We start from the raw sequence: 20,478 nt of genomic DNA on the forward strand, positions 1-20,478 counted from the left end.
ATAAAGTCGTTTGCACCTATGGCTGCATTCCCTTCCAATAAAGAACAAAAAAATGCCGCATGTTTAAAACATGCGGCACCGTTATCAGGCTCTTTATTTCAGGCCTGCGCAAAACCAGGCAGATGCCTGGCTGTCGACTCAGGCAATGGCGTCAATCGCAGCATTGAATGTGCTGCTTGGGCGCATCACTTGATCCAGCTTAGCGATTTCAGGCTGGAAATAGCCGCCAATATCCACGGCTTTACCTTGCACAGCTTTGAGCTCGCTCACAATAGTGGCTTCATTTTCTGAAAGCTGCTTGGCAACTGGAGCAAACTTAGCGGCCAGTTCTTTGTCTTCAGACTGAGCGGCCAAGGCTTGGGCCCAGTACAGCGCGATATAGAACTGACTGCCACGGTTGTCTAACTCACCCGTGCGGCGCGATGGCGATTTGTTCTCATCGAGCAGCTTGCCTGTAGCTTCGTCCAAAGTTTTCGCCAGCAGCTTCGCACGCTCGTTGCTGTTTTTGATACCCAGTTCCTCAAACGACACCGCCAAAGCCAGGAACTCACCCAGCGAGTCCCAACGCAAATGGTTTTCTTCTACCAACTGTTGCACGTGTTTAGGGGCTGAGCCGCCTGCACCGGTTTCATACAAACCGCCGCCATTCATCAACGGCACCACAGACAACATTTTGGCTGACGTGCCCAACTCCATGATGGGGAACAAATCTGTCAGGTAATCGCGCAAAATATTGCCGGTCACAGAGATGGTGTCCAGACCACGCGCTACGCGCTCAAGCGTATAACGCATCGCACGCACTTGAGACATGATGTAAATCTCCAAGCCCGTTGTGTCGTAGTCTTTGAGGTATTTCTGAACTTTCTTGATCAGTTCTGCCTCGTGTGGGCGGTAAGGATCCAACCAAAAGACTGCTGGCGTATTGGAGTTGCGTGCACGTGTCACAGCCAGTTTTACCCAATCACGAATTGGTGCATCCTTGACTTGGCACATACGCCAGATATCGCCCTCTTCCACTTCCTGGGTCAACAGCACTTCGCCAGTGGCCAAGTCAACAATATTGGCCGTGCCTGCTTCTGCGATTTCGTATGTCTTATCGTGCGAGCCGTACTCTTCAGCCTTCTGAGCCATCAAACCTACGTTCGGAACGGTCCCCATGGTGCGGGGATCAAAATTGCCGTGCCACTTGCAGAAATTGATCATTTCCTGGTAGATACGGGCAAAAGTCGACTCAGGCATCACAGCCTTGCAGTCATAAGGCTTGCCGTCTGCACCCCACATTTTGCCGCCACCACGAATCATCGCAGGCATGGACGCATCCACAATCACATCGTTTGGTGAATGGAAGTTGGTGATGCCTTTGGCCGAATCGACCATCGCCAGCGCAGGGCGATCTTCTTGGCATTTGTGCAAATCACGTTCAATTTCTTCACGCAACGAGTTGGGCAATGTCGCAATCTTGGCGTACAAATCAGCCATGCCGTTGTTGACGTTCACACCCAATTCATCGAACAGTTTGGCGTGTTTTTCAAAAGCTTCTTTGTAGAAAATTTTCACACAGTGACCAAACACGATGGGGTGCGAAACCTTCATCATCGTGGCCTTCACGTGCAGGGAAAACAGAATGCCTGCCTCCTTGCAATCTTCAATCTCACGCTCATAAAAATCGCACAGGGCTTTCTTGCTCATGAACATGGAATCAATCACTTCACCATCGAGCAAAGCAACCTTGGGCTTGAGTACCACTGTTTTACCGCTCTTGGTCACCAACTCCATCTTCACATCACGCGCTTTGTCCAGCGTCAACGATTTTTCGCCATGGTAGAAGTCGCCTTCATGCATGTGCGAAACATGGGTTTGTGACCATTGCTTCCACTCGCCCATTGAATGGGGGTGCTTCTTGGCATAGTTTTTCACTGCAGCAGGCGCGCGGCGGTCTGAATTGCCTTCGCGCAATACAGGGTTCACAGCAGAGCCCAAGCACTTCGAGTAACGGGCCTTGATTTCTTTTTCCGCATCACTGGCAGGATTTTCTGGAAAATCAGGGATCGCATACCCTTTGTCTTGCAGTTCTTTAATAGCAGCCTTGAGCTGACCAACAGAAGCACTGATGTTCGGCAACTTGATGATGTTGGCTTCTGGCTGAAGCGTCAAAGCGCCCAATTCCGCCAAGTTGTTTGGCACTTGCTGTTGAGCAGTCAAGTGGTCAGGGAACTCGCCCAAGATACGCGCTGCCAGCGAAATATCGCTCTCTTCGACATGGATGCCCGCTGCACTGGCAAAGCCACGCACGATTGGCAGAAACGAGGCTGTCGCCAGGCGAGGCGCTTCGTCAGTCAGGGTATAGATGATGGTAGGTTGAGTGGTCATCTGAGCTTTCTTTAGCAAGTATTCGGATGGAGCTGTCTCAGGCTTCAGCCCTTTTAATGGGAGGCTTTACATCGATATGCAACGCAATGTCATATTGCGGAAACCGGCAGCAGCGATTGTCGCTGTTTTTGAAGTCTTATACAAGACTTGGCCTACCCCGATCGAAGGGAAACGCAAAGAAAATGATCGTGCAGTGCAGCATTTGACGCCACCTTTAAATGCATAACAGGGCCAAAAGGCCCTGTTATGCATGCGTAATGACTCTCGAATACCCCAGATCAAACAAAAGGCCCCAGCAACCATAAAATGGGCCACATCAATGTGCGCCAGAAGCTGCCGCAGCCCCAGATTGCCCTGCACCATTTTGCGGACCATCAGCCAACCATACGAGTGGAATCAAGAGTAAAAACAGGGCTGCCGAAGCATAAAACACATCGTTGGCAGCCAGCATATAGGCTTGCTGGTTCACGAGCCGATCCAACTGCGCCAGCGCTTGCGTTGGGTCAAGACCTGATGCCCCAACGCCTTTCAAGAACAGTTCCGTCGGCAAGCTACCGTCCGTAATGTTCTCAACCAATTGCGCATGGTGCAAACTGGCACGGCGCTCCCACACGGTGGTAGAGACAGACGTCCCCACTGCCCCAGCCGTGATTCGAACAAAATTCGACAAACCTGATGCCGCCGGAATACGTTCAGGACTCAAACCAGACATGGTCAGGGTAATCAGCGGGATGAAGAAGAATGCCATCGACACGCCTTGGATGACTGTTGGAATCATCAAGGTTGCCACATCCACTTGAGTATTAAAACGCGAACGCATCCACAAAACCAATGCGAAAATCAAAAAAGCAAACGTGGCATACCAACGCGGATCAACCCGGCCAATAGTTTTCCCCACAAACGGCGAGAGAACCAACGCCAACAATCCGACAGGAGCCATCACCATGCCCGCGTTGGTGGCTGTATAGCCCATGAATTGCTGCAACCACAACGGCAGCAACACCACATTGCCAAAAAACAACCCATAACCAACAGAAATGGCCAAGGTGCCTGCCCAAAAATTGCGCACTTTAAAGAGCGATAAGTCCACAATGGGATGTTCCTCGCCCTGCTCCCACATCACAAAATAGATCAGGCCCACGACTGCCACCACGGCACAAACCACCACCGTTGGCGACTGGAACCAATCATGCTCTTTGCCAATATCAAGCATGATCTGCATGGCCGCCACCCACACCACTAGCAGCGCCAAACCAATACTGTCTATAGGAAGTTTGCGTGTTTTCGTTTCTCGCTCTCTGAAAATCGCCCATGTGACCAAGACCGATGCAATACCAACAGGCACATTGATATAAAAAATCCAAGGCCAAGTCATGTTATCGGTGATCCAGCCCCCTAATAAGGGGCCCGTGACCGGCGCGATCAACGTCGTCATGGACCACATGGCCATGGCCAACCCCGCCAGTGCCCGTGGGTAACTGGACAGCAACAAGGCTTGCGACAACGGAATCATGGGCCCAGCGACCAGGCCTTGCAGCACCCGAAACGCGATCAGCATCGTCATGTTCGGGGCCATGCCGCACAACCATGAGGAAAGTACAAACAAGGCTACGCTGATGATGAACAAACGCACCTGCCCAAAACGCTGCGACAACCAGCCAGTCAATGGCACCGCAATTGCATTGGCAACCGCGAAACTGGTAATCACCCAAGTGCCCTGGTTCGCGCTCACCCCCAAGTCCCCGGCAATCGCCGGTAGCGACACATTGGCAATCGAGGTATCAAGCACATTCATGAAAACCGCTGCGGACAAGGCCAATGTCCCCCAAATTCTGGCCGCCCCTTCTAAAGGCGGTAACGCCACTGGCGCAGCAGCATCGCTGCGCTCATTTTTAAGAGAATCACCCCCCTGGCGCTCCTCTGATGTCAACGTAGCCATCGCAATCCTTTTCGGCGTTTTTACTCAGCGTCAAACGATGGCGGCACTCAACCAGCCTTGCCCAAGTTACTGGCAATCACTTCAGTGATGACCGCATCAGCACCTGCTTCTTGCTGCAGGTACACAGCAGTTTGTGCTGCAGGGCTGGTACGCGGCACATCGGCCAACAGCTTTCCGTCTTGCTGCGAGACGTTGACACGCGCATCCATTGACAGCCCTACGCGCAAAGGGTGCTCTTTGAGTTGCGCCTCATCCAATGCGATGCGCACGGGCACGCGTTGCACCACCTTGATCCAATTACCAGTTGCGTTCTGAGCCGGCAGCAATGAAAAAGCAGCGCCAGTGCCAACCCCTAAGCCTGCAATCGTTCCTTCAAATTTGACCGCATCGCCATACAAGTCAGCAACCAACTCCACGGGTTGGCCCATGCGTAAACTGCGCAACTGGTTTTCTTTGAAATTAGCATCCACCCACAAGTCATGCAAAGGAACCACGGTGAGCAATGGCAAACCCGGCGCAACACGTTGCCCCACTTGCACGACACGCTTAGCGACATACCCATCAACAGGCGCCAGCAAGGCCGTGCGCTGACGCGCAAGCCACGCCTCACGCAATTTGGCAGCAGCCATTTGCACTTCTGGGTGCTGCTGTACATCCACCCCTTCTGTCAACGACCGGTTGCCTGCGAGTTGCTCCCGTGCGGAGGCCACAGCCGCTTGCGAGGCGGTTAGCGCCGCTTGCGCAGCGTCAACTTGGCTCTTCGCGTGGCTGATTTCTTCCCCAGAAACAGCGCCGTTTCCAGAGAGTGACTGGCGGCGTTGCAAATCGCTTTGCGCTCGGCTCAATTCATTGCGCGCTTGCACCACTTGCGCTTCTCGCAAGCGCACCTGCGCAGCCAATGAGTCGTTGTTGACATACGTGGTGCGCACTTTCCGCACTGCTTGAGCCAAGCTGGCCTTGGCTTGTTCCAGTGCCACATTCGCATCGGCAGGGTCCAGCGCCACTAGCACCTGCCCTGCTTTCACAAAATCCGTTTCATCCGCAAAAATACTTTGAACAGTACCTGCTGTTTGCGGTGATATTTGCACCATATTGCCCTGCACATAGGCGTTATCGGTACTTTCATAGTGCCGAGCAACCGCCCATTCATAGCCGCCCCAAACCAAAGCGCCAATGACCACCAATGCCGTAAAACTCAGCAAACGGCGTCGACGCGCGCCCGCTCTTGACGTGATTTCTGACGCCGCAGTTGCAGAAGAAGTAGCTGCTTGATTCATAAAAGATCATCCGTATTGAACGGGCTCATATTCAGAGAAGAAAAGAAAAACAGCGAACGGACTGGCAGATCATCAACGCACAAGAACAATGTCCATATCGAAAAGAACGCAATCCGTCCCATTGCAGGAGTTCATAGCCTATGAGGCTGAAACCGCAGAAGTGGTTCGCGCAGGCCCATGTGCCCGCACTGGCTCTGCGATTGATTCAGACACCATCCACCATCTCTGCCGCCTGGAACCCTCCGCCCAGAGCGTGCGCCAAAGCAACGCGTGTTTGCAAAGCCCGTGACTGCAACTCCACACGCAAACGCTGCTGCGTCAATACAGCACTTTCTGCAGTCAACACATTGAGGTAATTGCCCAAGCCTGCGGCATATCGGTCACGCGCAATCTGGTAGGCGCTTTCCGTCGCCTCCAAAGCCTGACTTTGCTCACGCTGCTGGCGAGCGATGGCTGTCAACGATGTCAACTGGTCCGTCACCTCTTTAACTGCCGCAATCACTTGCTGGTTGTAACGCTCTACGGCCTCGTCATAGTCGGCCGTTTGGCTCTTCAGATTCGCGCGCAAGCTTCCCCCCTCAAAAATAGGCAAGCTGATCGCCGGCCCAACACCCCAGGTACGACTGCCGGTGTTAATCCATTGCCCCAAATCTAACGATGCCAACCCCAAAAAGGCCGTAAGGCTCACATTGGGGTAAAACGCCGCTTTAGCGACATCCACCGCGCCTGAGGCCGACTCCACACGCCAACGCGCAGCAACCACATCCGCACGCCGCCCCAGCAATTCTGCGGGCAAAGTCTGCGGCACCTCCAACAACTGCAATTGCGACAATGTTGGAGCCCGGTGCTCAGCCAACTTTTGAGCCAATTGCGGCTGGCCGGTCAATGCCGCCAACGCATTGCGTGCCAAATTCAACTGCTCATGCAATTGCTCGATCTGTAGCCGCGCTTCTGGCAAGCCTCCTTCGCTTTGACGTACCTCAAGTGTGGTATCAAGCCCTGCATCAAAACGCTGTTTAACCAATTGCAGCGTCTCTTGCCGTTGTGTCAAGGTGCGCTGCGCAACCAGCAATTGGTCTTGCACGCGGGCCATATCAATGTATGCCTGCACTACCTGCGTGGCTAATAGCAACTTGGCGGCCTGTGCATCGGCCTGCGCTGCACGCGCCGCGCCAATAGCACTTTCTAATGCTGCACGATTGCGGCCAAACACATCCAACTCCCACCGGCCATTGAGCTGTGCTGATGCATTGGTGTATTGCGCACCAGCCACAGGCGCGGGGTACAACCCATGCTCATTGAAATGCTGGCGCACAACTGAAGTTTGGGCAGAAAGCTGCGGCCTGTCCTGTGCCTGCACGCTCTCAATGCCAGCTTGCGCCTTCACCAAACGCGCCCGGGCAATCCCCATGCTTGGATTGCCCTCCAAGGCTTTCTCAACCAACACGTTCAACTCCATGCTGCCCAATGCCTGCCACCAGGCTCCTTGTAAAGGCAACGGCTGCGCTGTGTTTGCATGCTCTTCAGTGGCAGCGCTGGCTGAGGGCAATCCTACCGAGGAAGGACTCCGCAGTTCGCTGCTGGTATGAATCCCAGAAAAATCAGCGCATGCGGCTAACAAGGACACCACAGACATAACCAACAGCTGCGGAACACAGCGAGCTGCCACGGAAAAATTATTTTGAAACATAGTCATGGCGCAGAACGGGGAGAAGGCGATGCGGCAGCAGACACTTGCTTGTCTGCCAAATCGCTCTCAGACGGGTCGTCTTCGCCCTCCAAGGTAAGCAAAGCTCTCTGTAAGAACGATTTGAATTGGCGCGCTTCAACCTCAGAGAAGTCACGAAGCACCTGTGCATTGACCTTGTCTAATACAGACGGAATTGCATCAGCCACACTCCGCCCCTGAGGGGTCAGTTCAATGTAGACGACGCGCCGATCTTCCTTTGAACGTTCGCGCCGCACAAACCCTTTGCTTTCAAGCCTATCGAGCATGCGTGTCATGCCTGCAGGGCCCTGCATGCTGCAACGCGCCAGATCACTGGCAGTGCGCGCTTGCGCGGTGGCCAGGAAGGAAATCGGCATCCACTGGGCATCGGTCAAACCAATTTCGACCATATGCTGATCAATACGAGCACGCATATGGATCAAGATCGCCCGCATCAACGCTCCATGACTCTCTCTACCCCGCAAAGGGCAACCTGGTGATGAGGGGCTCGAAGTTGTGGTTGAAGACATGGTCGCCATAATAATTGACTAGGCAACTATTTGCATGTCACTTAGTTTCAGAGTGTTTTTCCATAACGACCAAGCAGCCAAATCGAAACCATGCTTGCGCGTCTGATGACGTTAGCAATATCACGGTGATAGCCACCAAGCACCTCACACCACACACAAGAAAAAAAGCCACTCGAAAGTGGCTTTTGAAAAAGGTATGCACCAATGGCGCAATACAGAAGAGTGGTGAAGACTAGCGTGCTTACGCTTTCTCAGCCAATTTCTGCCAAGTCGCCACTACGCTGTCTGGGTTCAGCGAAATGGAAGAAATACCTTCTTTGGCTAACCACTCGGCAAAGTCAGGATGGTCGCTGGGCCCTTGGCCACAGATACCGACGTATTTACCTTTGGCTTTACATGCAGCAATCGCACGAGAGAGCATGAATTGCAATGCAGGATCCCGCTCATCAAAGTCAGCAGCCAGCAATTCCAAACCTGAGTCACGATCCAACCCCAAAGTCAACTGGGTCAAATCATTCGAACCAATAGAGAATCCATCGAAGTAATCTAAGAATTGGTCAGCCAAAATCGCATTCGATGGAACCTCACACATCATGATCAGGCGCAAACCATTCTCACCGCGTTTGAGGCCGTTTTTCGCCAACAGTTTTTCAACCGCAGCGGCTTGGCCCAAAGTACGCACAAACGGCACCATGATTTCGACATTGGTCAAACCCATGTCTTCACGCACGCGCTTGAGCGCCGCACATTCCATCTCGAAGGCTTCGCCGAAGTCTTCACTGATGTAACGGGTCGCGCCACGGAAACCCAGCATTGGGTTTTCTTCTTCTGGCTCGTAGCGGCTGCCACCGATGAGTTTGCGGTACTCGTTGGATTTGAAGTCAGACAAACGCACGATCACGGGTTTTGGCCAAAACGCAGCGGCAATCGTTGCCACGCCTTCGGTCACTTTGTCGACGTAGAACGCGCGTGGTGATGCGTGGCCACGGGCCACAGATTCAACAGCTTTCTTCAAATCGGCATCGATGTTCGGGTAGTCCAGAATCGCTTTGGGGTGCACACCAATATTGTTATTGATGATGAACTCCAAACGCGCAAGGCCGACGCCTTGGTTTGGCAATTGCGCAAAATCAAAAGCAAGCTGGGGGTTGCCCACGTTCATCATGATTTTGGTGTCAATCTCAGGCATTGTGCCGCGCTGCACTTCAGTCACTTCGGTTTCCAGCAGACCGTCATAGATCTTGCCGGTATCGCCTTCGGCGCAGCTCACGGTCACCAACGCGCCTTCTTTCAGGCGAGCGGTCGCATCACCGGTACCGACCACAGCAGGAATACCCAATTCACGCGCGATGATCGCAGCGTGGCAGGTACGGCCACCACGGTTGGTCACGATAGCACTGGCGCGCTTCATCACTGGCTCCCAGTTCGGGTCGGTCATGTCGGTCACCAGCACGTCACCGGGCTGGACTTTGTCCATCTCGGCAATGTCGGACACCAGGCGCACTGGGCCTGTGCCAATTTTCTGGCCAATCGCACGGCCTTCGGACAAGACATTGCCCGTGCCCAGCAGCTTGTAGCGCTGCTCGGCCTTGCCTTTTTGCTGACTTTTAACGGTTTCTGGACGCGCTTGCAAAATGTACAGCTTGCCGTCAGTGCCATCACGGCCCCACTCGACGTCCATCGGGCGACCATAGTGTTCTTCAATGATCAGCGCGTAACGGGCCAGTTCTGCCACATCTTCGTCACTCAAGGCATAGCGGTTGCGCAATTCGGTAGGCACATCGACGGTTTGCACGAGCTTGCCGGTGGCTGCTTTTTCTTCTGGCGTGGCAAACACCATTTGAATCAGCTTGGAGCCTAGGTTGCGGCGGATCACCGATTTTTTACCGGCTTTGAGCGCTGGCTTGTGCACGTAGAACTCGTCCGGGTTCACCGCACCTTGCACCACGGTTTCACCCAGGCCATAGCTGGCGGTGATGAAGACCACATCTTCAAAACCCGATTCGGTGTCGATAGTGAACATCACACCGGCTGCGCCAGTGTCAGAGCGCACCATGCGTTGCACGCCCACGGACAGGGCCACGACATCGTGCTCAAAGCCTTTATGCACGCGGTAGCTGATAGCGCGGTCGTTGTAGAGCGAAGCAAACACTTCCTTGGCCTTGGCCAAGACGTCTTCAATACCGACGACGTTCAGGAAGGTTTCTTGCTGACCAGCAAAGGATGCGTCCGGCAAATCCTCAGCCGTGGCAGACGAACGCACGGCAAACGATGCTTGGTCATTGCCTGCGGACAGAGTGACAAAAGCCGCACGGATAGCTTGCTCCAACTCTGGAGGAAAAGGCTGCGATTCCACCATATGGCGAATCTCAGCTCCAGCCTCAGCCAGTGCGCGCACGTCATCCACATTCAAAGCCGCCAAGCGCTGGCTAATTTTCTCTGCCAGGCCGTTGTGCTTCAAAAACTCACGAAAAGCGTGGGCGGTTGTCGCAAAACCAGTCGGTACACGCACGCCTTGTGGCAGTTGCGAAATCATCTCGCCGAGGGAGGCATTCTTGCCACCAACGACCTCGACGTCGCTCATTCTCAGGTTTTCAAACGGTACGACCAGGGCGGTCGCATCAAAACGTTCAGACATGGGAAGACTCCAGAAGTAAAAAACCGGTACATCTGCCACTTGCTGCTATTCATCAAGGACGCGCTTGTCGCATCAACCTGATAAATCACCCTCAAGTGGGCGCGCTTACGCACGCCATACTTAGCCCACGACCGAGCCAGCGGCAGATGTCGCTTTGCTTGTTCTGGTATTGGATCAACAAGCCACATGGCAAGAAGTTCGCGGGTAAGTGGATAAATCTGAAAATTAATAATGCGTTTGGCGATATATATCTAATGGAAATCATTTCCTGCATATAGCCATTTTCCGCCACGCTTACTCTGGCAGAGCCACCAAACGACACGGTATTGTAGGCGCTTTGACCGCTGATTTCACAAGTTGCAATTACAAGCTCCGATGCGCATTCGCCCGTGCATATGCCACTATGATGCAGGCACTTACGTTGCCCCCACTCTTCTCAAAGCACAATTGATATGGCCAACCGCACTGCATATTTTGTCTCCGATGGCACCGGGATCACTGCCGAAGCTTTTGGCAACGCCATACTTGCGCAGTTCGATTTGAACGTCCGCAAAGTACGGCTACCGTTTGTTGACACAGTGGACAAAGCCCACCAAGCCATCCGCCAAATCAACCATAGCTTTGAACTGGAAAACAACAAGCCCATCGTATTCACGACATTAGTTAATCCTGACGTGCAAGCTATTTTTGCCCAGAATTGCAAAGGCATGGTGATGGACATGTTTGGTAGCTTTGTTCGGCCGCTGGAGCTGGAATTGGGGGCAAAATCACACCACCGCATCGGTCGATTCACAGACATCAGCAAAAGCAAAGAATACTCCGATCGTATGGAAGCGATCAATTACACATTGGCACACGACGATGGTCAATCGAACACCGACTTAGCAAGTGCCGACGTTATTCTGGTGGGGGTTAGCCGCAGCGGCAAAACGCCAACCAGTCTATACCTCGCCATGCAATACAGCATGAAGGTAGCCAACTACCCTCTCATCCCTGAAGACTTTGAGCGCCAGCAACTGCCACCAGCACTACTGCCACTCAAGAAGAAATTATTTGGCCTCACCATCGATCCCGAACGCTTATCTGAAATTCGCAACGAGCGCCGCCCAGGCTCTCGCTACGCCAGTTTGCAAAACTGTCGAATGGAAGTCAGCGAAGCTGAAAGTATGATGCGACGCACCGGTGTCAGCTGGTTATCAACCACCACCAAGTCCATCGAAGAAATCTCTACAACCATCCTGCACGAACTAATGCCTGAACGGATGGCTGGCCGCTAAAACCTCTTCAAATGCCGCCTCCTCCTGTCGAACAGGCAGCTCGACTGGTGACATATTGCGCAAAAAAAGCGGACAATGCCCGCTTTTGAATTACTTGCTGTCAACAATTTATGGCTCTCGCTCGCAATTTCAAATTCAAGTTTGACCGCTTCACTCTCATCTTGATCAGCGTCATTTTGCTGGCGAGTTTTTTACCTGCGCAAGGGCAAGCTGAAACCGCATTCAAATGGCTCACTAATGCGGCTATTGCCTTACTGTTTTTCATGCACGGCGCCAAGCTCTCGCGCCAGGAGATAGTTGCAGGCGCTACCCATTGGCGGTTGCACCTTGTCGTTTTTGGCTGCACCTTCGCATTTTTCCCGCTCCTTGGATTGTTACTTAAACCATTGATTGCCCCCCTTGTTGGCAACAGCCTGTACTTGGGAATTCTGTACATGTGCGCCCTACCCGCCACTGTGCAATCTGCCATTGCCTTCACCTCACTGGCACGCGGGAACATTCCTGCTGCCATTTGCAGCGCAGCAGCCTCCAGCTTGATTGGCATTTTTATTACACCGCTATTGGTGTTATGGCTTTTAGGAGCTGACGGCGACCAAAGCGCCCATACGATTGAAGCCATCAAGAAAATTGTTGTTCAACTACTCATCCCATTTATCGCAGGCCAAATCGCCAGACACTGGATTGGAGGCTGGGTATCGCGCAACAAGAGCTGGCTCAAAAACGTCGATCAAACATCGATTGTGCTGGTTGTTTACACCGCATTCAGCCAAGCTGTTAACCAAGGGCTTTGGTCGCAAGTCCCTCTACAGAACTTGTTAGGTCTCGTGCTCGTGTGCTGCGCAATCCTGGCCATTGTCCTCTTCGCGATTTGGTTTGCCGCCAAACTATTGGGCTTTAACTTAGAGGACAGGATTACCATCCTGTTTGCTGGCTCAAAGAAAAGCTTGGCCACGGGAGTTCCTATGGCCCAAGTTCTTTTCACTGGAGGCTCAATCGGCATCATGCTGCTGCCAATCATGATTTTTCACCAAATCCAGCTCATGGTTTGTGCAGTGCTGGCAAAAAGATTTGCAGCACGGCCATCCGATAGTGAATAACCGCTTCACAAAGCAAGTTGACTAGCCACCCACCCAACCTCAATACCTGACATAAATAGTGGGAACTTACACTCTCACAGCCACTCCACTCTCAAGACTCACAAAAAAACTCTCGAAAAATCAAATACTTATTACCCGACAAATTTAATAGGGATAGTGATATAATTCGGGAAAACACTGTGTCGCAGGCATCTCGCATGTACTCATGCCATCGCGACGCAAGGTGAGGTCGGCGCCTTCCCAATCCGGCATAACCGTCCGGAAGGTGTTTCTGTCACATTCACGGAAAAAGGAACCACGCCATGCGATTAACAACTAAAGGCCGTTTTGCGGTCACCGCCATGATTGATCTGGCGCTGCGCGAGGGCAACGGCCCTGTTACGCTTGCTGCGATTAGCCAGCGCCAACAAATCTCTCTGTCTTATTTAGAACAGCTTTTTGGCAAACTGCGCCGCCACCAATTGGTGGAATCAACACGCGGGCCAGGCGGCGGCTACACCTTAGCGCGCAAAGCCGATGACATTACGGTGGCCGACATCATTGTCTCTGTTGATGAACCGATTGATGCCACACACTGCGCAGGCAAAGAAAACTGTCTGGGTGAAGGCGAGCGCTGCATGACGCACGACCTGTGGACCGCATTAAACCAACGTATGGTTGAGTTTTTGGACTCCGTTACGCTTAAAAAATTGGTCGAAGAACAATTGGCCAAAGGCGTTCAAATTGAAGAGCGCAGCCCAGCAAGACGCACGATTTCCTCTGCCCCAGTTGTCAAGCCCATTCGTGTCAATGCGCCCAATTCCGTATTTGCCTTGGGTGGTGCATTGGCCAAATCCTGATTTCGTCCGGCATTTCCTTTATTCGCCTTTACGCGGTGGGCTCCCCACCCATGGCCACAGCTAGTACAAGAACCCCATCATGACTCCACATTTCCCTATTTACCTTGACTATGGCGCAACCACCCCCGTTGATCCGCGCGTTGTTGAGGCCATGATTCCTTGGCTTGGCGAGCACTATGGCAATGCCGCATCTCGCAGCCATGCATGGGGTTGGGAAGCAGAAGCGGCCATTGAAAAAGCCCGCAAAGATGTTGCCGATCTGATTGGCGCAGACCCGCGCGAAATCGTTTGGACCAGTGGCGCAACTGAGTCTGACAATCTGGCAATCAAAGGTGCTGCCCAGTTCTATAAAGGCAAAGGCAAACACCTCATCACCGTTAAAACCGAGCACAAGGCCGTGCTCGATACCATGCGCGAAATGGAGCGCCAAGGCTTCGAAGTCACCTATCTTGATGTCAAAGACGACGGATTATTGGATTTAGCTGTATTGGAAGCAGCGTTTCGTCCAGACACTGCCCTGCTGAGCGTCATGGCGGTCAACAACGAAATTGGTGTTGTTCAAGACTTGGAAACCATCGGAAAAATGTGCCGTGAACGCGGCATCATCTTCCATGTTGATGCCGCCCAAGCTACCGGTAAGATCAACATCGACTTGTCAACTTTGCCTGTCGATTTAATGAGTTTGGCCTCCCACAAATCTTACGGCCCCAAAGGCATTGGTGCCCTGTATGTGCGCCGCAAGCCACGTGTGCGTATCGAAGCACAAATGCACGGTGGAGGCCACGAACGCGGCATGCGTTCAGGCACTTTGGCTACCCACCAAATTGTGGGCATGGGTGAGGCCTACCGCATTGCACGTGAAGAAATGGAGAAAGACCGCGTCCATGCGGCACGTCTGCAAAAGCGTTTGCTTGATGGCCTGACTGATATGGAGCAAGTCTTCATTAATGGAAATATGGAACACCGCGTTCCGCACAACCTCAACATCAGCTTCAACTTCGTTGAAGGCGAATCACTGATCATGGGGATTAAAGGCATTGCCGTTTCATCCGGCTCAGCTTGCACTTCTGCCAGCTTGGAACCCAGCTATGTCTTACGCGCATTAGGCCGCAGTGATGAACTGGCCCACAGTAGTTTACGCATGACGTTTGGCCGTTTCACCACCGATGCAGACGTCGACTACGCCATCCAGACCATTCGTGAAAACGTGATTCGTCTGCGTGAGCTCAGCCCGCTGTGGGAAATGTTCAAAGATGGCGTGGATTTGAGCACCATCCAATGGGCTGCACACTGACAGGCAATGAAGGGCGTTGATGCCACAACATGGACACTCAGCACCTGGTTAAGTTTGATTTTTTTAGCTGCGCCCCCACATGACCTTGGTACGTAACGCAGCAATTCCTCATTGAGAAAAGGAGCTTGCAATGGCTTATTCCGACAAAGTGATTGACCACTACGAAAACCCCCGCAACGTGGGCTCTTTCGATAAAGGCGACAACTCCGTAGGCACCGGCATGGTGGGCGCACCTGCTTGTGGCGATGTGATGAAGCTGCAAATCAAGGTCAACCCTGAAACTGGCGTGATTGAAGATGCTCGCTTTAAAACCTATGGCTGTGGCTCTGCCATTGCATCATCCTCACTCGTAACAGAATGGGTCAAAGGCAAGACGTTGGATGAAGCAGCAGCCTTGAAAAACAGCATCATTGCCGAAGAATTGGCATTGCCACCTGTGAAAGTGCACTGCTCCATTCTGGCTGAAGATGCTATTAAAGCTGCAGTCCAGGATTACCGCGAGAAGCAGACACAAGGCCAACCGGCCTGATAGCGGTTTGCTGGCAATTGGCATTTACGCCACCGCGCCAGCATGGTTGCTTTAACTGCCGCATCGCGCACTAAGAGCACAGATTAGGACAAAGAAAAAGAGAACGCCACCATGGCCATCACACTCACAGAAGCAGCAGCACGCCACGTCACTCGTTACCTCTCCAAACGCGGCAAGGGTTTGGGCGTCCGTTTGGGCGTGAAGACAACCGGCTGCTCTGGCTTGGCTTACAAGCTGGAATATGTGGATGACGCGGGCGATGAGGATATCGTTTTTGAGAATTTTGGTGTCAAACTGTTGATTGACCCAAAAAGCCTTGCCTACTTAGATGGCACCGAGTTGGATTTTGTGCGCGAAGGTTTGAATGAAGGCTTCAAATTCAACAACCCAAACGAGCGTGATCGCTGTGGATGCGGAGAGAGCTTTCGGGTTTGATGTTCTGCACAAAGCGCATCTTAACCAGTACTGCCTCATTACACGTCCCATGCCACGGTCGGCCGCCTGCCCTTGAGGCGGCTTTGTTATTTGCACGATGGTGATTGCCATTCGGTGTTTGCTATGAACCTCCAATCTGACGACTTTGAACTCTTGGGAATTACCCAACAGTTCCAGCAAGTGCCAGCAGATTTAACTGCGCGCTGGAAGACACTTCAAGCACAAGTGCACCCGGATCGTTTTGCCAGTGCATCCGCGGCAGAAAAGCGCCTAGCCATGCAATGGTCCGTTCGGGTCAATGAAGCGTACCAGCGTCTCAAAAACCCACTTACGCGCGCCATTTATTTATGCGAATTGCATGGGCATACCATTGGCGCAGAAGACAACACGACCATGCCAAGGCAATTTTTGATGCAGCAAATGGAGTGGCTTGAAGCACTCGATGATGCTCAGACACAAGCCGATGTGGCAGCCATCGGAGAGCAAGTGGAGTCCGAATTGGAAGCCACCATTCACGCCACCGCACAAGCCATTGACCACAATCGTCAGTTTAGCGCTGCCGTTGAGCATATTCGCAGTTGGATGTTTTTGTCGCGCTTCATGCAGCGCGTCCAAGCAAGACAGCGTCAATTGCCCGCCAGCGCAGCCTGAACTTGAAACAAAAGATACCGGCACGCGTGCCCCAAAAATATTGACAGGAGCCTCGACCCACCATGGCATTGATGCAAATTGCTGAACCCAACCAAAGCCTGGATCCACACCAGTTCAAACTGGCTGTTGGCATTGACCTGGGAACCACGCACTCTTTGGTAGCTGCGGTTCGCAATGGCCAGCCTGAATGTCTGCCAGATGAGCAAGGGCGTGTCCTCCTACCCTCAGCTGCGCATTATCCGGCCGGTGCTCCCCGCACCATTGGCTACCGCGCACTCGAATCAGGCGCACAAGACCCGGCCAACCTGATCGTCTCAGCCAAGCGGTTGATTGGCCGAGGACTTGGAGATATTCAGCACCAAGAGCAACTGCCCTATACCCTTACAGAGCACACAGGCGATGAAGGAGCAATCAGTCTGGCAGTGCAAACTGCAGCAGGCGCTAAAACAGCAGTCGAAGTGAGCGCAGAGATTTTGGCCACCCTGCGCCAACGCGCAGAAGACAGTTTTGACGATGACCTTTATGGCGCAGTCGTGACCGTGCCCGCCTATTTTGACGATGCCCAACGCCAAGCCACCAAAGATGCGATTCGTCTGGCAGGAATTCGTTTACTTCGCCTCATCAACGAGCCAACAGCTGCAGCAATCGCCTATGGGCTTGACCATGGTAGCGAAGGCATTTACCTTGTCTATGACTTAGGTGGAGGCACCTTTGATGCATCCATTCTGCGCATGACTCAAGGCGTGTTTGAAGTCATGGCAACGGGCGGCGATTCTGCATTGGGTGGCGACGATGTCGACGCCCTATTGGTTCAATGGACCAGTGCGCAAGCAGGAGCTTTTCCCCAAAACAGTGCAGAAAAGGCGTTTGCGCGCAATCAGGCTCGACTTGCAAAAGAAGCCCTTGCAACACAAGACAGCACGCCCTTGCAAGTACAGTGGGCTGGAAAGACTTGCACTCTGACTTTGACCAGAGCGCAACTGGCTGCGCTTGCCCAACCACTGATTGCTCGTACCATGCAAGTGATTGAAGCCACGTTGCAAGATGCCAAACTCAGCCCTTCTGAGATTGATGGCATTGTGATGGTTGGTGGCTCCACACGCCTGCTGGCAGTACAAGAAACCGTAGCGGCCTTTTTTGGCAAACAACCGCTGACCAATCTCAACCCAGATGAAGTCGTTGCATTGGGCGCTTCGATTCAAGCCAACCAATTAGCGGGCAACAGCCACAGCCAAGACGATGTGCTGCTGCTGGATGTGGTGCCTCTATCACTTGGTATTGAGATCATGGGCGGCATGACCGAGCGCATCATTGCACGCAATGAAACCATACCAACAGCCAAGGCACAGGATTTCACCACGTACAAGGACGGCCAGACCGCGTTAGCCATCCACGTACTGCAAGGCGAGCGCGACATGGTTGCTGATAACCGCAGCCTGGCACGCTTTGAGCTGCGCGGTATTCCGCCAATGGCAGCAGGGGCAGCACGCATTCGCGTGACATTCACAGTCGATGCCGACGGCCTGCTCAGTGTTTCTGCGCAGGAACTCACCTCGGGCGTAGAAGCCCATGTGCAAGTCAAGCCTACTTACGGGCTAGCCGACTCCGAAATCGAGCGCATGCTGCGCGAGAGTTTTGCTACCGCACAGGAAGACATCCAAGCACGCGCAAAAGCAGAAGCACGCGTAGATGCCGAGCGCCTCATCCTCTCAACCCATTCCGCCCTGAAGGCTGACGGTGACTTGTTAAGCGAGCAAGAGCACGCCCACATCACCACTTTGATTGCCAATATCATCGCCATTCTAGAAACAGGCTGCGCTGGCGACATTGAAGCAGCCACCCAAGCCCTGGCCCATGGCACAGAGGCCTTTGCCGCAGCTCGCATGAACCGCAGCATTCAGCAAGCCCTGGCGGGAAAAAACGTCCAGTCCCTCTGACCAAAATGCGCCAGAGAATCGCCCTATAAGCCCCACCCATTGCAGATCATTTATGCCTAAAGTCATCATCCTTGCCCATGCACAACTGGCCCCTGAGGGGGCTGAATTAGACGTACCAACCGGCACCTCTATTTGTGAAGCACTGCTGGAAAACGGCATCGAAATCGAGCATGCATGTGACATGAGTTGTGCATGCACCACTTGCCACGTCATTGTGCGCAAGGGCTTTAACTCGCTCAATGAGCAGGAAGAAACAGAAGAAGACTTGCTCGACAAGGCATGGGGCTTAGAGCCTCAATCGCGCTTGAGCTGCCAAGCGATTGTGGCGCACGAGGATTTAGTGGTTGAAATTCCCAAATACACCATCAATCACGCCAAAGAAAATCACTGACGTTTCCCTCTCTTGCGGTGCGTTAATTCTCAGACAGAAACGCAAGCGGCAAGTGCGCAATCGCACCCAGCAAATCATCTGCAATTAAGTGTGGCCCTAACGTATTGGCAGCCTCGCCGTGCATCCACACTGCAGCGCAAGCAGCCTCAAATGCTGGCATGCCTTGCGCCAGCAATCCAGCCGTGATGCCAGCCAACACATCGCCACTCCCTCCTGTGGCCAATGTTGCAGGCGCATTGGCATTGATGGCGGTCCGGCCATCGGGCGCGGCTATCACGGTATCGGCCCCCTTGAACACAAGCACCGCGCCTGCCCGCTGCGCTGCACGTTGTGCCCGAAGGCATTTATCTGCATCACCTCCCATGCCAAACAGCCTCGTGAACTCTCCCTCGTGCGGGGTGAGAACTGTTTCTGCATCACGCGCAGCCAAAGCCGTAAATAAAGTCTCTGGTGCATCGGCAAACACTGTCAGCGCATCAGCATCCAACACAAGATGTTTGCCTGCCACTGCAGCATTCAAAACCGCATCGCGCGTTAGGCTCTGAACTCCTGCACCTGGCCCAATCAAGCACACATTGCGCCGCCCTTCCTGCAACATTTGGCGCAGCTCTTGGCCCGTACTAAAGGCTTGCACCATGCAGCCCTGCATGGTCTGCGCATACAGCCCCCACACCAACTCAGGCGCGGCTATCGTGACCAGCCCAGACCCAATACGTTGTGCCGCCTGCGCGGACAAGCGCGCTGCACCTGTCAATAAAGCCCCACCTAAAACAAGTACATGGCCGCGCTTGTACTTATGATCAAGCGCCTGCGCCTGTGGCCATACCGCTTGCCATAATGCCGGCGTATTCAGCCATGTCCTGCACTCAACAACAGGCGCAACATCGCTGGGAATGCCAATATCGGCCAGCACCAGTGCGCCACAATACGCTCTCCCAGGCAAAAGGTAATGTCCGGGCTTTGCACGAAAGAAACTTACCGTCAGTTCAGCACGCAAGGCCCGCCCCATCACCTGCCCGTTCGCACCATCAATGCCACTGGGCATATCTACAGCACAAACAGGCACACCCGCGGCATCGCACTGCGCAATCCACTGCAAAGCCTGCCCATCCACGGTGCGATTGAGTCCAGCGCCAAATATGGCATCCACTACTAAATCCCACTCTGCAGCGTCAAACGAGGCAGCGTCATCAATAGGGCCTTGCCATTGCTGTAAAGCCCATGCAGCATCTGCTCGAAGCTGCTGGGGGGCTTGTAACAAAAAAACGGCAACAGACCAGCCTTTGTCGCGTAACGATTGCGCAATGATGAAACCATCGCCCCCATTGTTACCTGGTCCACACAAGACAGCCACCCTACAGGGCTGCCAGCGTCTCATCATGGCAAGAGCAACCGCCTGCCCTGCACGCTGCATCAGCACCGTGCCCGCCACTCCTGCAGCTATGCAGGCCTGATCGGCTTGTGTCATTTGGCATGGGGTTAGCAGTTCATGCCGAGTAGGCACCGTAGCGGCATGTGACTTACGCATGGTTAATACCTTTCAAAAATTCAAGCGTAGAAAACAGC

At 53.3% G+C, this 20,478-nt stretch carries 16 protein-coding genes; 9 read left to right on the plus strand and 7 right to left on the minus strand.

Annotated elements, in window-relative coordinates; genetic code table 11:
• Nucleotides 1-138: 138 nt before the first annotated feature.
• The 6 genes from E9531_RS05260 to ppsA form a co-directional block, all read right to left on the minus strand.
• The gene (locus E9531_RS05260) at nucleotides 139-2,370 is read right to left on the minus strand and encodes an NADP-dependent isocitrate dehydrogenase (RefSeq protein WP_136572695.1); all 2,232 of its coding nucleotides are present in this window, start codon (nucleotides 2,368-2,370) and stop codon (nucleotides 139-141) included.
• Nucleotides 2,371-2,686: 316 nt separating this feature from the next.
• Nucleotides 2,687-4,309, minus strand: a complete 1,623-nt coding sequence (locus tag E9531_RS05265; RefSeq protein WP_136572696.1) for a DHA2 family efflux MFS transporter permease subunit — start codon at nucleotides 4,307-4,309, stop codon at nucleotides 2,687-2,689.
• A gap of 47 nt (nucleotides 4,310-4,356) precedes the next feature.
• Nucleotides 4,357-5,586, minus strand: a complete 1,230-nt coding sequence (locus tag E9531_RS05270) for an HlyD/EmrA/EmrK family protein (RefSeq protein WP_136572697.1) — start codon at nucleotides 5,584-5,586, stop codon at nucleotides 4,357-4,359.
• Between the two features lie 205 nt (nucleotides 5,587-5,791).
• Entirely contained in the window at nucleotides 5,792-7,282 is a 1,491-nt protein-coding gene (locus E9531_RS05275) for an efflux transporter outer membrane subunit (protein ID WP_244609991.1), read from the minus strand.
• Nucleotides 7,279-7,749 (minus strand): MarR family winged helix-turn-helix transcriptional regulator, encoded by a 471-nt coding sequence (locus tag E9531_RS05280; protein ID WP_158291722.1) that lies wholly within the window; start codon nucleotides 7,747-7,749, stop codon nucleotides 7,279-7,281. The genes E9531_RS05275 and E9531_RS05280 overlap by 4 nt, the downstream gene beginning before the upstream one ends.
• A gap of 316 nt (nucleotides 7,750-8,065) precedes the next feature.
• Complete coding sequence (gene ppsA / locus E9531_RS05285) at nucleotides 8,066-10,462, minus strand: phosphoenolpyruvate synthase (protein ID WP_136572699.1); 2,397 nt, start codon at nucleotides 10,460-10,462, stop codon at nucleotides 8,066-8,068.
• Nucleotides 10,463-10,914: 452 nt separating this feature from the next.
• Between ppsA and ppsR the strand changes: the two genes are divergently transcribed.
• From ppsR to fdx, 9 genes are all read left to right on the plus strand, one after another.
• Nucleotides 10,915-11,739, plus strand: coding sequence for a posphoenolpyruvate synthetase regulatory kinase/phosphorylase PpsR (gene ppsR, locus E9531_RS05290; RefSeq protein ID WP_136572700.1), 825 nt, complete (start codon nucleotides 10,915-10,917; stop codon nucleotides 11,737-11,739).
• A 110-nt stretch (nucleotides 11,740-11,849) separates the two neighbouring features.
• On the plus strand, nucleotides 11,850-12,836 hold the full coding sequence (locus E9531_RS05295) for a bile acid:sodium symporter family protein (RefSeq protein WP_136572701.1): 987 nt from the start codon (nucleotides 11,850-11,852) through the stop codon (nucleotides 12,834-12,836).
• 302 nt (nucleotides 12,837-13,138) lie between these two features.
• Nucleotides 13,139-13,675, plus strand: coding sequence for a Fe-S cluster assembly transcriptional regulator IscR (gene iscR / locus E9531_RS05300; RefSeq protein WP_136572702.1), 537 nt, complete (start codon nucleotides 13,139-13,141; stop codon nucleotides 13,673-13,675).
• A gap of 79 nt (nucleotides 13,676-13,754) precedes the next feature.
• Nucleotides 13,755-14,969 (plus strand): IscS subfamily cysteine desulfurase, encoded by a 1,215-nt coding sequence (locus E9531_RS05305; RefSeq protein ID WP_136572703.1) that lies wholly within the window; start codon nucleotides 13,755-13,757, stop codon nucleotides 14,967-14,969.
• Nucleotides 14,970-15,099: 130 nt separating this feature from the next.
• Nucleotides 15,100-15,498, plus strand: coding sequence for a Fe-S cluster assembly scaffold IscU (gene iscU, locus E9531_RS05310; protein WP_136572704.1), 399 nt, complete (start codon nucleotides 15,100-15,102; stop codon nucleotides 15,496-15,498).
• Nucleotides 15,499-15,609: 111 nt separating this feature from the next.
• A complete protein-coding gene (iscA, locus tag E9531_RS05315) occupies nucleotides 15,610-15,933 on the plus strand; it encodes an iron-sulfur cluster assembly protein IscA (protein WP_136572705.1) in 324 nt (107 codons plus the stop codon).
• Nucleotides 15,934-16,056: 123 nt separating this feature from the next.
• Nucleotides 16,057-16,584 carry a Fe-S protein assembly co-chaperone HscB gene (gene hscB / locus E9531_RS05320; protein ID WP_136572706.1) on the plus strand — a complete coding sequence of 176 codons (528 nt, stop codon included), beginning with the start codon at nucleotides 16,057-16,059 and terminating at the stop codon, nucleotides 16,582-16,584.
• Between the two features lie 62 nt (nucleotides 16,585-16,646).
• Nucleotides 16,647-18,521 carry a Fe-S protein assembly chaperone HscA gene (hscA, locus tag E9531_RS05325; protein WP_136572707.1) on the plus strand — a complete coding sequence of 625 codons (1,875 nt, stop codon included), beginning with the start codon at nucleotides 16,647-16,649 and terminating at the stop codon, nucleotides 18,519-18,521.
• A gap of 52 nt (nucleotides 18,522-18,573) precedes the next feature.
• Nucleotides 18,574-18,912 carry an ISC system 2Fe-2S type ferredoxin gene (fdx, locus tag E9531_RS05330; RefSeq protein ID WP_136572708.1) on the plus strand — a complete coding sequence of 113 codons (339 nt, stop codon included), beginning with the start codon at nucleotides 18,574-18,576 and terminating at the stop codon, nucleotides 18,910-18,912.
• Nucleotides 18,913-18,934: 22 nt separating this feature from the next.
• Here the strand turns inward: fdx and E9531_RS05335 are convergent, their stop codons facing one another.
• Nucleotides 18,935-20,440 carry an NAD(P)H-hydrate dehydratase gene (locus tag E9531_RS05335; protein ID WP_211343372.1) on the minus strand — a complete coding sequence of 502 codons (1,506 nt, stop codon included), beginning with the start codon at nucleotides 20,438-20,440 and terminating at the stop codon, nucleotides 18,935-18,937.
• Nucleotides 20,441-20,478 lie beyond the last annotated feature (38 nt).

The sequence above is a fragment of the Lampropedia puyangensis genome (assembly GCF_004833285.1).
GTDB classification, from domain to species: domain Bacteria; phylum Pseudomonadota; class Gammaproteobacteria; order Burkholderiales; family Burkholderiaceae_C; genus Lampropedia; species Lampropedia puyangensis.